The following is a 13,662-nucleotide window of genomic DNA, read 5'->3' on the forward strand; positions in this document are numbered from 1 at the left end:
TTATTTGAAGTATGTTGTAAGTAATGCTTTATTTTGAATGGTTTTATTGGGGTTTTATGAGTAGTAATAACAATAGTGTATACAATGCTATAGGTCAACTTTCAAAAGAGACTAAAAATAGGTTGATGAATGATATAAAAAAAAGCTTGGGTTTGAATTCTTCCGATTTTGTTTTACCCAATAGTAGCAATGAGCCTTATGTTGATTCTCAGCTTGAAAAATTTCTTTTAGGGCGTTTAATGGAAGAATCATTTCTTATTAGAATGTGGTTAACTATTTTAAATTTTTTTCAGAAAGATAAAAGTAAAGAGGATATTTATAAAGCTTATGTTATAAGAAATCTGGAAAATCAAATTAATGAGATGTGCAAAAATCCAGTAATAGATTTTAAGAGAGAATGTTTGCATGTTGGTTTTGTAGAAATGTTTTTTAATGTTTACCGATATTCAATGGAATTGAAAGAATTTTTTAAGAAATTAGAAAAAGGTGGCATTATTGTTGAGCAAACTATTTTAGAAATTATTCAAAGTAAAGTTCTTAATTCTAAAAAAAATTTGGAAGATTTTTTAGATGAGGGCGAATATGAGCTTTTCTTGAAAAAGGAAAAAACTCAAAACGATTTAGAAGAATCTCTTAAGGTCAAGATAAATGAGTATATTAGTTCTATTCCATCTAATACTTACAAAATTGTTTCTGATATGTTTGAGTTTTATTATGTTTTTAATAGTTTGGCGTTTTTTCCCTACAAATCTTTTTTTTCATTTTTCAATGTAGATCTTTTAGATAATGCTGAAAATATTAACATTGTTGACCTTGAGGTTGGATTTGGAACTAGCTTTTCAAGTGTTAGTAAGTATTTGAATTCTTTTTTTGACATTTTGTATACATTAAAAGATATTGAGATAAATGAAGATATTGTTAAAACCATTATATCAAATTATTTTTCAATATCTGATGATATTAGTAATTCAGAGATAATTTCAAGAGAAGATCATATATCTCGAGTAGAATACGTATTGAAAAATGTTTTATCGATTGTATCTAAGATTGTTGGCTTGTCAAGAACTTTACCCTATTTGAATATTTTTAAAGTATATTGCAAAAATCCCGTTGTGTCTCCTAAAAAATATGTACCCTTTTTTGATGTAAAAAATTTTTATGAGAACATTTTATTTTTAAATGTTATGGGTCAGGCTATTAAAAAGCATGATAGCGCTTTAAAAGTTCTTGTGATCAAAGAAATAAAAAGTCTTGTTAGAGATCCTGGTATAGTTTTAAATTTAAAGGGCGAGATTTTTAATGAATTAAATGGTCAGTATAGTTTTAAAAAGTTATATTTTCTTAATGATTTTTTTAAAAACATATATGATGTTAGAATGATGGAAGTTTTAAGAACTATAAATAATGTCGTATTAATTAATAATCATGATTTGAGAAATATATATGTTGACATTGAAAATAATATTACTGCTTTAAAAAAAGAAATTTATAATATTTACTTTGAGATTGATTATAAAAACGAAGAGTTTGAAAGGTATAAAAGAGAGAGTAAAATTGATGACACTTATAAGGAAAGGGTTTTGAAATGGTGCTTAAATGAATCGGCTTCTATTAATAAGGTTTCAAATAGATTTGTAGATTATTTTATTGAGCTTAAAAAGAGATGTTTGGCTCTGTTGGAAAATCATAATGTTTTTATTCGAAAATCTTTAACTGTTTCTTACAAATCAATGGTAAATGAAAATAAAACAATTACATTAGCTGATGTTATTGGTAATCTTTTAGAAATTATAAATCAGGCACTTTTTATAATAAAAAATTTATAAATTTTATGAAAATTTTTAATGTAAAAAATCTAAGACGTTTTTCAAATTTTATTAGAATCTTGGTTATTGTGTTGTTTTTAAATTCTTTATTGAGTTTATTTGTATTTTTGGCTGGTTCTTACAATATTTTTGTTTACAATTTTCAGAAATTTTATCTTGATTTTGCTATTATTTTAAGCTCTGTTTCTTTTGGTCTTGAATCTACTAGGTTGATATTTTTTTATTTATTGAGAAATAAAAGAATTAATTACTATTTAATTTTAATTTTTAGTTTTGTGATTTTTTTTTGTGCTCTTGTTTTTAAAATCTTTCTTTCTGGTAACAAATAGATTAATAGGAATATTGTATTAATTATTTATCATTATTCTATTGACTAATGAATTTTATTTTTATAAACTAACTATTAGTTTTTTATTTGCCGACTTAGCTCAGCTGGCCAGAGCAGCGGTCTTGTAAACCGCAGGTCGTCGGTTCGACTCCGACAGTCGGCTTTTAGGGGCGGTACCGAAGTGGTTAACCGGGGCAGACTGTAAATCTGTTGGCTTTGCCTACGTGGGTTCGAATCCCACCCTCCCCAATTTAGTGGGATTATAAGTGATTGCCTTTTTATAATTTTGATTGTGTTCTTTTAAGTGTGTTATGTCGTTTCATTTTTGTGCTTGTGTTTTTGTCTATTTAGAAAAGTTATTATTGGTTATAAAATATGATTTTAGCTATCAATTAAAAATTTTAATTGATAGCTAAAGTGTAATTAGTAAAAACTTTTGTTTAGCTAGGAGATTCTTGTGCTTATTAAAATTGGGAAAGTATTTATTCTTTTCTTCTTTTTAGGGTCTATTTTGTCAATTTTTATATATTTCTTAAATTTATCTTCTTTAGCAAATGGCTTAGATTATGAATTTAATATTGAGAAAGGTTGGGGAGTCAAGAAAATAGCTAAAGAATTGAAAAAACAAAAATTGATTAAATCCGAACTGCTTCTTGTTTTTATTTCGTATATTTTAGGTAGTGATAAACAATTTAAAGAGGGAAGATATTTAATCAATGGTGATTTTTCTACGTTTGAAATATATAAAGAGTTTTTAAAGGGATCTTCTAATGTAAATATTGATGTTACAATACCCGAAGGGTATACTAGCAGAAGAATTGCTTTAAAGCTTAAAGAATTTTCTGTCATTGATGATGTTCAAGATTTTATTTTTTTGATCAACAAAAAATCATTTATTTATGAGCTTGGATTTAATTACGATTCCCTTGAAGGGTTTTTATTTCCAGATACTTATAAATTTTATAAGGGTATAGAAATAAAAAATGTAGTTCGTATGTTTGTTGATAATTTTTTAAGTAAGCTTAAATCTATAGGCGTTGTTTTCAGTGATTATTCAAGTAAGGAGCTTTACAATAGGGTAATAATAGCATCTATTGTTGAACGCGAGTATAGGGTTAAAAGTGAAGCCCCAATAATGTCTTCGGTTTTTTATAATAGAATAAAATCTGGTATGGCATTACAATCCTGCGCCACTATTGAATATGTTATTACAGAGGAGTTAGGACGAAGCCATCCTAAGAGAATTTATTTTTCAGATTTAGAGATAGATTCTCCTTATAACACATATATTAATAAAGGATATCCTCCTACTCCAATTTCAAATGCCGGCATTATTTCACTGCAAGCAGCTTTTTTCCCAAAAAATACGCAATGTTTATTTTTTGTGGTAAAGGACTCTAAGTTGGGTACACATCAATTTTCATCGGATTATTCTTCACATCTTTTAGGGGCAAAAGATTATATTAAAAATTTTATTACTAAGGATTAAGAATTATGAAGTATTTGCAAACGGCAGCCTCAATTAAAAGCAAGTTTGATATTGTAACTATTGTGGAGCAGTATATTAAGCTTGTTAAATCGGGATCTACTTATAAAGGCCTTTGCCCTTTTCATGCTGAGAAGACTCCCTCTTTTTTTGTAAATCCTTTGCAAGGATATTTTTATTGTTTTGGATGTAAAAAGGGTGGAGATGTTATTGGATTTTTAATGGATATGGAAAAAATCAATTACAATGATGCTCTTAAGATTTTATGTGAAAAATCCGGTATTCATTATGATGATTTAAAAATAAGTAGAGAAAGTGAAAAGAAAATTGAAAATAAAGACATAGTTTCAAAAATTTACTCTTTGAATTCTAGGTTAATTAATACCATTAAATTTTTTTTAAATAAAAACAAAAAAGCTTTAGATTATGTTTTAAAGAGTAGAGCAATATCTAAGGAAATCGTTGATTTATTTGAACTTGGTTATTTGCCATTTAACGTTAAAAATGGGTTAGAGCTTCATGATTTTTTAGTTTCAAAAGGATACTCTTCTGAAGTACTTAGAAAAAGTGGTTTGTTCTCAAAAGCTAATCCCAAAGCTTCCATTTTATCTCAAAGATTAATTTTTCCAATTAAAGACTTTAAAGGAAATGTTGTTGGTTTTGGAGGTCGAGATTTAGATGGGAAAGGTTCTAAGTATATTAATTTAAGTGAAACTGAAGTTTTTAAAAAAAAAGAGCTTCTTTATGGATTTTATGAGGGTTTTGAGGAAATTAAATCTACAAAATCAGTTATATTGGTGGAAGGATATATAGATGTTCTTGCTTTTTTTACATCTGGGATTAAGAGAGCCATATCTACTCTTGGCACTGCTTTTTCAAAAGAACATCTGGCTTTGATTCAAAGATATGCTGATGAGATAATATTTGCTTTTGATGGGGATGATGCTGGACTTTCTGCAACTTTAAAAGCTTATCAAGTTTGTTTGCCATTTAATATCAATGTTAGTGTTGTTAGAATGGATTTTGGTTACGATCCCGCGGATGTTTTTAAAAGTGAAGGCGCAGACTTTTTGCAAAGAATTTTAAATAATAGATGTGATGCTTTTGAATATCTCTTAGATGTTTATTCTAATAAATATGATTTAAATAAAACTGTAGATTTAAACGCCATGATTAATTTATTTTTAAATTTGATAAATTTATCAAAAGTAGATACTCAGAAAAAAATTTTTTTATACAAGCTAAGCGATAAGCTTGGTATTGGCGTGACAACTTTATTAAAAGATTATTATAGAATAAAAGAAAGATTTGTAGTTGACAATAATAAAAGAAATTTGTATGCTCATAATGATGATTCTTATGAGAGGTATCTAATAGTAGCTTTGTTGAAAAATTTTAGTTATTTTAGTACAGTAAGGCGCAATATTATTGATAGTGATTTAGTTAATATTGATGCCAGAAAAGTTTTTGTGTGCTTTGAAAATTTATTTGAAAATAATAAAGATTTTTCATTAATGGAGTTAAAAAAAAATTTAAAGGATACCTATAAAGTTAGTGAATTTTTTTTTGAAAAAATTTTAAATTCTGAGTTTGAAGTAGATGATGAGATGCTCATTCATATTTTACTTGCAATCAAGAGAAGAAAATTAGATTCTCGTGTTTTGCTTTGCAAAAAAAGATATGATGGGGACTCTTTGGTAAATGCTAAGATTCAAATAAATGAGTTAATGTTTCTAAATATGCAGAGAAAAAATTTAAAAATATACATAGATGATGTTCCAGGGAGTTAGGTTTTGTCGGATTTGGAAAAGAAATATTCGAAGCTGGTAGAGGGTATTATTACTCATTTAGGAGATAGAAAATCTCTTAGTTTTAGTGAATTATCAAATTTACTTCCCGATGACATATTAGAACCAGAGATTCTTGATTGTATTTGCTCGGTGCTTGAGGATAGTGGCATAAGGTTAGTTAATAAAATTTCGGAATTAGATCTGGTTGTTGGCGAAGATGGAAATGATGAAGAGGAAGAGGTTGAAATTGAATCTGATAAAAATTTTATGATTTTAGATGATGGTTTTCAAAGTGATGAGGAAGATATTGATATTGATGTTAAGTTAGATGATTGTGATGAAGAAGATATTTCTGTTAAGGATGATTTAGGTTCAGGGTATATTAAAAGTAACGTCTTAAAAGATAGCCATTCAGAAGATCCAATCAAGCTTTATTTAAAGGAAATAGGAAAAGAGTTTCTATTAACAGGAAATCAAGAAGTTGAACTTGCAAAGCAAATGGATTCTGGAGAGAGTATAATTGAGAATATTCTTAAGAATGAAGGACTTGTTATAGAAAATTATTATAATCTTGTGAATACTATTTACTCAAGAATGGAAAGGGAAGAGTTTTTTAAAAGAGAAAAAGATAAGGATAAAGAGAATAGTCCGGATTATTATAATAAAAAAAAAAGAATTGCCTCTTTTTACAAAATTCCTTTAAAGCCAATTCAAGATCGTTTAATAAGTTATGTAGATAATAAGCATAAGGTGTATGATCTTGGTGGGGATATTTTTGAAAAGAATTTAAAAAAAGAAAGATTAGCCTTAAAAGAGCTTTTAAGAGATATTCCTTTGTATCAAGAGGAGTTAAGGATTTTTTCAGATGATTATATTGACTCTGCTAACAAAATAAAGGATTTGCAAAGACAGCAAAGAATAATTCTAAGCAGATTGAAAATTGAAAAAATAAGAGATTTGAGGGTTCTTGGAAGAGATTTGACTATTGCTGAAAAAAAAATAGAGATAGAAAAATTTCTCAAACTTAAAGAAGATGCTATTAAAGAGCAGATTACAGAGGCTCAGCTTGCTCAAAAAGAACTTGAGAGAATTGAAATGTATTATGAATATCCAACGGATAAAATAATAAGCATGTCAGAAGAGATTGCTAAAGGGAAGCAAATGATGCAGCATGCTAAAGATCAGTTGATTAAGGCTAATTTAAGACTTGTTGTAAGCATTGCTAAAAAATATGCAAATAGAGGTCTTCATTTTTTTGATCTTGTTCAAGAAGGTAATATTGGATTGATTAAAGCTGTTGAAAAGTTTGAATATAAGAGGGGTTTTAAGTTTTCAACTTATGCTACTTGGTGGATTAGGCAAGCTATAACAAGATCTATTTCTGATCAAGCTCGCACAATTAGAGTTCCTGTGCATATGATTGAACAAATAAATAGACTTAATAGAGAAACGAGATATTTAATTCAAGTTTTAGGCAAAGATCCCACAGATGAAGAGCTTTCAGACAGACTTGGATGGGAGCTTAAAAAGGTCAAAACTGTAAAGAGTGTTTCAAGAGAGCCTGTTTCTCTTGAAACACCAATTGGAGAAGAGGAGGATTCTGTTCTTAGCGATTTTATTGAGGATAAGGCAATAAAAAATCCCGCAAATCACACATCCTTTGTAGTTTTGCAAGATCAAATAAGAGCAATTCTTGGAACTCTTCCTGAAAGAGAACAAGAAGTTGTAAAAATGAGATTTGGACTTGAAGATGGCTATTCTTTGACTCTTGAGGAGGTTGGACTTCATTTTAATGTTACAAGGGAAAGAATTAGGCAAATTGAATCTAAAGCATTAAGACGCCTTAAAAACCCCAAAAAAACTCAAAAGTTAAAAGATTATCTTGAAGATTTAAATTGAACAGGAGGATTGATGGAAAATAATATTGATACATTGAAAAAACTTGAAGTTATATATAAGTCTAAGTTTGAACTTGAAGAAAGGCGAAAAAGTATTCCCAAGTATTTGGAGGCTAAAAAAAATCAGATTGAAGAATTATCAAAAGTTCTTGTTGATTTGCAACAAAAGTTTAAGGAGTATCAAAAAGAAGATTCTGCTTTAAAGCTAGATATTCAAGATATTAATTCAAGGAAAAGCAAGGCTGAAGAAAAAATTGACAGCATTAAAACGCAAAGAGAATATGAAGCTCTTGAAAAAGAACTTCAAGTTATTATTGACGATGAAGTTACAATTAGAAAAAAGATGACACATGTTAATGGGCTTAAAACTAAAATAGAAAAGGAAATATTAGATGTCAACGAGAAGCACAGCAAAGAAGAAGAATGTTTTAGAGCCGAAAGCAGTAGTTTTGAGCTAGAGCTTTTAGAAATTGAAAAGAAACTTTTAGAAATAGAGAGTGAAGAGTTAAATTGTGCTTCTAAAATGAATGAAGATTTTTTATTTAAATTTCAAAGAATAATAAGAAATAAATCAAATGGAGTTGTGCCTTTGGTTAACAATGTTTGTAAAGGTTGTCATATGATACTTCCTGTTGAATTTGCAAATAAGGTAAGACGTGAGCCCAACGATATTAAATTTTGTCCTTATTGTAGTAGAATACTTTATTATCAGGATAAAATTCAAATAAGTGATGAAATAATTCCTGGTAGTTTAGCAGATCTTGTTGAATAAAATTTATTAATTTGATACTTTTTATTTAAGCTGACAGTCAGCCATCGCTTAGTTTTAACAATTAAAGCTTAAGAGGAAAGTCCGAGCTCCAATAAGAACATAATGCTAGGTAATGCCTAGGGGTTTAAAACTTAAGAAAGTGTCGCAGAAAATTACCGCCTTAAAAGGTAAGGGTGAAAAGGTGAGGTAAGAGCTCACCGCTTATTTAGCAATAAATACAGGCAAGATAAACCTCATTAGGAGCAAGATCAAGTATGTAAGTGGCCTTTGTTCTTGAGGACATGCTTACGGGTAGATCGCACGATTTTTTTAGTGATAAAAAAACAAGAGAGATGATGGCATAGTACAGAACTCGGCTTATGGGTGTCAGCTTAATTTCATTAAGCCTAAAAGAGAGTTTTAAATGGAAATAAGATATTTAAGATATATTTTTTACTCATTTATGATTATCATTTTCATTTTTTTAATTTATTACATTTTATCATATTTTAAGTCTTTTTCTAGTTCTTATTTAAAAGCAGGGCCAACAGAAGTTGATTTGCTTTTACTTTGGGATAAAAAAGAATATAAAGAAATAATAGATTATGCTGAGAATGATATTAAAAGCCATAAATTTGATTTTAATTTAAATTTACTTTTGGGATTTTCATATTTTTATTATTCTTTAATAGTAAATGAAGGATATTTAAAAGGAGAATTTTTAGATAAATCCATAGAAAGATTAAGATTTTTAATTTCTATAAATGATGGAGTCTCCATAAGCCCTTTGTATTATATATTAGGAAAAGCATATTCTCATAAAGGAGAGTTTTATAGTGAGCTTGCTGTAAAATTTTTAAAGAAGGCTTTAAGTGCTGATAATTTTGATTTCATGAACATTAAAGAAGATATTTTTGAATATTTGGGGTATTCTTATCAGCTTTTAAGAGATTACAAGTCTAGTTTAAAGTTTTTTGAAAAAGCTTTTAATGAAAATAAATCTGATTTAGTGCTTTGGAGTTTAGCTTATGTTAATTATAAGTTGAATGATATAAACAAAAGCATTGAGTATATAAAAAAAATAATAGAAGAAGAAAAAAGGAAATTGTCAAAGGGTGAGAAAACGGATGAAAATTTAATTCAAAAGGTATATTTGCTTTATGGAGATATTCTATTAGATAAAGGCGATTATGACAATGCTTTTAATTACTATAATAAAGTTCTAGAAATTAATAGTTCAAATTCTAGCGTTTATGTTAAAATAGGAGATATATATAGGAAGAAAGATAAAGATTATCCTAAAGCTAGAAAATACTGGAGAGAAGCTCTCAATCTTAATCCTTATTTAGAAGCAGCAAGAGAGAGACTTGGAATTACTTTGGAAGACTTTTAGGGAGGTTGATTTGAATTTGTTTAAGTCTTTTTTGATAGATATTGGCATTGATCTTGGAACATGTAATACATTGGTTTATATTAAAGATTATGGAGTGGTGATGAGCGAGCCTTCTGTTGTTGCAATAGATGTTACCAAAGGTAATAAAGTCGTTGCGGTTGGCAGAAATGCTAAAAAAATGCTTTGGAAAACTCCAGAAAATATTAAAGCTGTGCGTCCACTTAGAGATGGAGTTATTGCTGATATTGAGAATACAGAGAAGATGATTAAATATTTTATTAATCAAATTTTTTCTCGTAAAAAATTGTTTTTTAAGCCAAGAATGGTAATAGGCGTTCCCACTTGTATTACAGAGGTTGAGAGAAGAGCTGTAAAAGAGAGTGCAATGAATGCTGGTGCAAGAGAAGTTAAAGTAATAGAAGAATCCCTGGCAGCTGCTATTGGATCTGATATTCCTATTTTTGAACCTACAGGTCATATGGTATGTGATATTGGAGGTGGAACTACAGAAATATCTGTTATTTCTCTTGGCGGTATGGTTGTAAGTAGGGCAATTAGGACTGGTGGTGATGAATTTGATGAGAGCATAATAAAGTATATGAGAAATTCTCATAATATTATAATTGGTCAACAGACAGCAGAAAAATTAAAAATTAAGATAGGAAATGTATATCCCGATATTCAAAATTTAAGGGTAGAAAAAATAGATATTAAGGGTACAGATGCTGTAACTGGTCTTCCTAGAAAGCAACTTGTTGATTCTATGGAAGTAAGAGAGTCTTTACAAGAACCTATAAATGTTGTTGTGGATGAAGTTAAGCGCACTCTTGGTGCAACTCCTCCAGAGCTTGCTACAGACATTGTTGAACGTGGCATCATTTTGACAGGAGGAGGGGCCCTTCTTAAGGGTTTAAATAGACTTCTTTCAAAAGAGACAGGAGTTCCTGTTTATGTTGCGGACAATCCACTTCTCTCTGTAGCTGTTGGTGCCGGTTTATTTTATGATTATGCCAATAGAATAGATATTAGCAAGAATATTTACAGTTTTATTAATGAATAAATTATGAATTTTCTTGTCAAATTCAAGAATTTTATCAAAGTACTTTTAGTATTGATAGTTTCTCTTGTTTTTATGATTTATGATTCAAGCAGTATTCAAAAGAGAAGATCTGATAATTTTTTGTTTTTTACTCTTAATTCTTATATTCAAAGTAGAATGCACGGGGTTTTTAGTTTTATTTCCAACGTTTTTAAAACTGTAAATGAATATAAAAATTATAAGGACAAGATAGAATTTTATAAAAAAAGAATACAACAGCTTGAAATAGTAACTCAGAATATACAATCATTAAGGCAAGAGAATGTTCGTCTCAAAGAGCAATTAAATTTTTATTCGTCAAGCTCTAGTGATTTTATTTCAGCAGAGATTATATATCTAAACTATTCAAACATATCGACTTTAATGGCTATTAATAAAGGATTTAATGATGGGATAGAAAAGGATATGATTGCAGTTGCATATCAGGATGGATTTAGTGGTCTTGTAGGCAAAGTTGTAAAGGTCTATTCTAATACTGCTAAAATTTTGCCTTTGACTAATTATGAAAATTTTGTGTCTGCAAGAATTCAAAGCAGTAGGTTTATAGGTCTTATAGAAGGCAATGGTTATGGTAAAAAACTTGAAATGAATTACGTTAATAGACTTGCTGAAAAAGATTTAAAGATAGGAGATTCTATTGTTACTGCTGGATTTAGTGAATATCCAGTTGGTATTTATATTGGAAAGATTACAAATTTTCATATTCTTGATTACAATTCTCTTTTAAAAATAGAAGTAGAGCCAGCTATAGTTTTAGATAAGCTTGAGTATGTTTTTCTTGTTAAAAACAACAAAGAGGTTGGTGAATAATGGCAGCATTTTTTACATATTTTATTTCGAGTGCATTTTTAGGTAAAATTTTTCAACACTATTTTGCAACTTATATGTATTTTTCAATAGATATTTTTTTAATTTTTCTAGTTTTTAATTCTTTGAATTTTATTTTTAATGTGGGATTATTATCTAGTATTTCATATGGTCTTCTTATGGATTATTTTACAGGATTACCACTTGGATTTTTTGTTTTTGGTTATACAATAATATTTTATTTTAACAATAAAATAAAGTTATTCATGCCTAAAAATATGCTTAGCATGACAATATTTTTTATTCTTTCAAAAGTTATATTATGGTTTTTAGCTATTGTGTTTTATGATATTATAGATTTAAAATCTTTTAATTATTCAATTTTTAACCTTGATCTTGTTGTAAATATAATGTCTATTAACTTTTTATATCCAATTCAAAATTATTTTACTAGAAATTTTTATTCTTTTAAAGAGGATTATTAGTGGGTGTTATAACAAATTTCAGATACAAGTTCGGTATATTTTTTTTAATAGTAATTATGTTGCTGTATTTGGCGATTTTATTTCAAATGCAAATTGGCAAGCATTTATTTTACGACAGAGAAGCTAATGTTTTTTTATCTAGATTGGAAAAAATCAATGCTTCAAGGGGTGAGATTTTAGATTCTCATTCTAATATTTTGGCAAATAATTTAACTATGTTTATTTTAAAGATAAGTTTGCAACAGTATTATAATATGCCTGCTGCTACTAGAATTGAGATGATAGATTTTTTATCAAGCACTCTAGACATTGATAAATCAATTATTTTATCTAAGCTTCAAGAGACTGGTGGGTATCTTAAAGATGTTGAAATAATTGAACTTACCCCAAAGATGCTTTTTAAAATTTCTGAAAAAAAGTTTTATTATCCTGCTCTTTTATGGACCTATTCTTTTAAGCGCAACTATTTAGTTGATGATTCATATTCCCATTCAATCGGTTATGTTGGGCAAATAAATCAAAGAGAGCTTAGAACATTTTATAATGTTAGTGGGTATGATAATACTTCTACGATTGGAAAGTTAGGTGTTGAACAAGTTTATGATAATTACATTAGGGGGCAAGAGGGATTAATAAAATATAAAGTAGACTCTAAGGAGAGAAGAATAGACGATGGTTCTATTATAAGAAATATGGTGCCTGGTAATGATGTTGTACTTAATATTAATAAAAACATTCAAGATCTTGCTAAGAATGCTTTGGGTAAAAGGTATGGTTCTATTGTAGTATTAAAGCCATCAACAGGTGCTGTTCTTGCTCTTCACAATTATCCTTATTATTCTATGAGAGATGTTTATAATAAAGATAATAAGGAAGATTACTCTTTTTTAAATAAAGCAATTCAATCTGTTTATCCGCCTGCGTCTATTTTTAAATTAGTTGTTGCTGCTGCTATTCTTGAGGAGAAAGTTATAGACAAGGATCGTAAGATTTATTGTCCTGGATATTTTAAAGTTGGAAATAGAATTTTTCATTGTTGGAAGCCTGGTGGTCATGGGTATGTTAATTTAGAAGAGGCGGTTGCACATTCTTCTAATGTGTATTTTTATACACTTGGGCTTAAGTATCTTGGAGTTGATAGAATTAGAAAATATGCAAAAGAATTTGGGTTTGGAGAAAAAACAGGAATTGATTTGCCAAATGAAGTAGCTGGTCTTCTTCCTAGTCCTGAGTGGAAAGAAAAAATTTTTAATCAGCCTTGGGTAGGAGGAGATACTGTAAATTTTTCAATAGGCCAAGGATTTTTAAATGCTACTCCTATGCAGATTGTTAATATGGTTGCTATGATTGCAAATGAAGGTGTTGTATATAAACCTAGAATTGTAAATAAAATTTTAAAGGGCGGTACTAATAAAGTTATTCTTGAGAATAAACCAGAAATATTAAGAAAGACAAATCTTATTAGTAAAAGCACATTTAAACTTCTGAAAAAATATATGAGAAGTGTTGTAACCTATGGTACAGCAAGATATGCAGTTCTTACGCAAGCCGTTAAGGTTGGAGGCAAAACAGGCACTGGTCAAACCGGTGTAGATGGTTTTGAAAATAGTTCTTTTATTGGACTTGCCCCTTATAACGGTTCAGCTGATAATCAAATTATTGTTTTTAGTTTGGTTGAGGCAAAAAGTAATGTAGATTGGTGGCCTGCAAAATCTACAGATTTAATAATGCAGGGCATTTTTGCAAATCAAAGTTATGAAGATATTCTTAAGGGTTATAGGCCATGGTATATTAGGTAG

General features: G+C 28.7%; 11 protein-coding genes, 2 tRNA genes and 1 other RNA gene. All 14 read left to right on the plus strand.

Annotation, left to right across the window (positions count from 1 at the left end; all coding sequences use genetic code 11):
* The first annotated feature begins 56 nt into the window (after nt 1–56).
* The 14 genes from HNP67_RS01470 to mrdA all read left to right on the plus strand — a co-directional run bounded on the left by HNP67_RS01470 (nt 57) and on the right by mrdA (nt 13,662).
* Entirely contained in the window at nt 57–1,826 is a 1,770-nt protein-coding gene (locus tag HNP67_RS01470; protein ID WP_184124294.1) for a hypothetical protein, read from the plus strand.
* A 5-nt stretch (nt 1,827–1,831) separates the two neighbouring features.
* Nucleotides 1,832–2,155 carry a hypothetical protein gene (locus HNP67_RS01475; RefSeq protein WP_184124296.1) on the plus strand — a complete coding sequence of 108 codons (324 nt, stop codon included), beginning with the start codon at nt 1,832–1,834 and terminating at the stop codon, nt 2,153–2,155.
* Between the two features lie 88 nt (nt 2,156–2,243).
* A tRNA-Thr gene (locus tag HNP67_RS01480) sits at nt 2,244–2,317 on the plus strand.
* A 4-nt stretch (nt 2,318–2,321) separates the two neighbouring features.
* Nucleotides 2,322–2,403 (plus strand) — tRNA-Tyr (locus HNP67_RS01485).
* 208 nt (nt 2,404–2,611) lie between these two features.
* The gene (mltG, locus tag HNP67_RS01490; protein ID WP_184124298.1) at nt 2,612–3,643 is read left to right on the plus strand and encodes an endolytic transglycosylase MltG; all 1,032 of its coding nucleotides are present in this window, start codon (nt 2,612–2,614) and stop codon (nt 3,641–3,643) included.
* 5 nt (nt 3,644–3,648) lie between these two features.
* A complete protein-coding gene (gene dnaG / locus HNP67_RS01495) occupies nt 3,649–5,430 on the plus strand; it encodes a DNA primase (RefSeq protein WP_184124300.1) in 1,782 nt (593 codons plus the stop codon).
* A gap of 3 nt (nt 5,431–5,433) precedes the next feature.
* Nucleotides 5,434–7,329 (plus strand): RNA polymerase sigma factor RpoD, encoded by a 1,896-nt coding sequence (gene rpoD, locus HNP67_RS01500; RefSeq protein ID WP_184124302.1) that lies wholly within the window; start codon nt 5,434–5,436, stop codon nt 7,327–7,329.
* A 12-nt stretch (nt 7,330–7,341) separates the two neighbouring features.
* On the plus strand, nt 7,342–8,100 hold the full coding sequence (locus HNP67_RS01505; RefSeq protein ID WP_184124304.1) for a zinc ribbon domain-containing protein: 759 nt from the start codon (nt 7,342–7,344) through the stop codon (nt 8,098–8,100).
* A gap of 26 nt (nt 8,101–8,126) precedes the next feature.
* Nucleotides 8,127–8,478: RNase P RNA component class A (rnpB, locus tag HNP67_RS01510), an RNA gene on the plus strand.
* 25 nt (nt 8,479–8,503) lie between these two features.
* A complete protein-coding gene (locus tag HNP67_RS01515; RefSeq protein WP_184124306.1) occupies nt 8,504–9,472 on the plus strand; it encodes a tetratricopeptide repeat protein in 969 nt (322 codons plus the stop codon).
* 10 nt (nt 9,473–9,482) lie between these two features.
* Entirely contained in the window at nt 9,483–10,532 is a 1,050-nt protein-coding gene (locus HNP67_RS01520; RefSeq protein ID WP_044054999.1) for a rod shape-determining protein, read from the plus strand.
* Nucleotides 10,533–10,535: 3 nt separating this feature from the next.
* The gene (gene mreC, locus HNP67_RS01525; protein ID WP_184124308.1) at nt 10,536–11,381 is read left to right on the plus strand and encodes a rod shape-determining protein MreC; all 846 of its coding nucleotides are present in this window, start codon (nt 10,536–10,538) and stop codon (nt 11,379–11,381) included.
* Nucleotides 11,381–11,863, plus strand: coding sequence for a rod shape-determining protein MreD (gene mreD, locus HNP67_RS01530; RefSeq protein WP_184124310.1), 483 nt, complete (start codon nt 11,381–11,383; stop codon nt 11,861–11,863). Before mreC ends, mreD begins: the two co-directional genes overlap by 1 nt.
* On the plus strand, nt 11,863–13,662 hold the full coding sequence (gene mrdA / locus HNP67_RS01535; RefSeq protein ID WP_184124312.1) for a penicillin-binding protein 2: 1,800 nt from the start codon (nt 11,863–11,865) through the stop codon (nt 13,660–13,662). Before mreD ends, mrdA begins: the two co-directional genes overlap by 1 nt.

Origin of the sequence: Borreliella californiensis (genome assembly GCF_014205885.1) — a bacterium.
GTDB lineage: Bacteria > Spirochaetota > Spirochaetia > Borreliales > Borreliaceae > Borreliella > Borreliella californiensis.

Bases quoted from the DNA above. Each gene is read 5' to 3' on its own strand.
- HNP67_RS01505 (WP_184124304.1), top strand. From the start codon at position 7,342: ATGGAAAATAATATTGATACATTGAAAAAACTTGAAGTTATATATAAG.
- HNP67_RS01515 (WP_184124306.1), top strand. From the start codon at position 8,504: ATGGAAATAAGATATTTAAGATATATTTTTTACTCATTTATGATTATC.
- HNP67_RS01470 (WP_184124294.1), top strand. From the start codon at position 57: ATGAGTAGTAATAACAATAGTGTATACAATGCTATAGGTCAACTTTCA.
- HNP67_RS01475 (WP_184124296.1), top strand. From the start codon at position 1,832: ATGAAAATTTTTAATGTAAAAAATCTAAGACGTTTTTCAAATTTTATT.
- mreC (WP_184124308.1), top strand. From the start codon at position 10,536: ATGAATTTTCTTGTCAAATTCAAGAATTTTATCAAAGTACTTTTAGTA.
- mreD (WP_184124310.1), top strand. From the start codon at position 11,381: ATGGCAGCATTTTTTACATATTTTATTTCGAGTGCATTTTTAGGTAAA.
- dnaG (WP_184124300.1), top strand. From the start codon at position 3,649: ATGAAGTATTTGCAAACGGCAGCCTCAATTAAAAGCAAGTTTGATATT.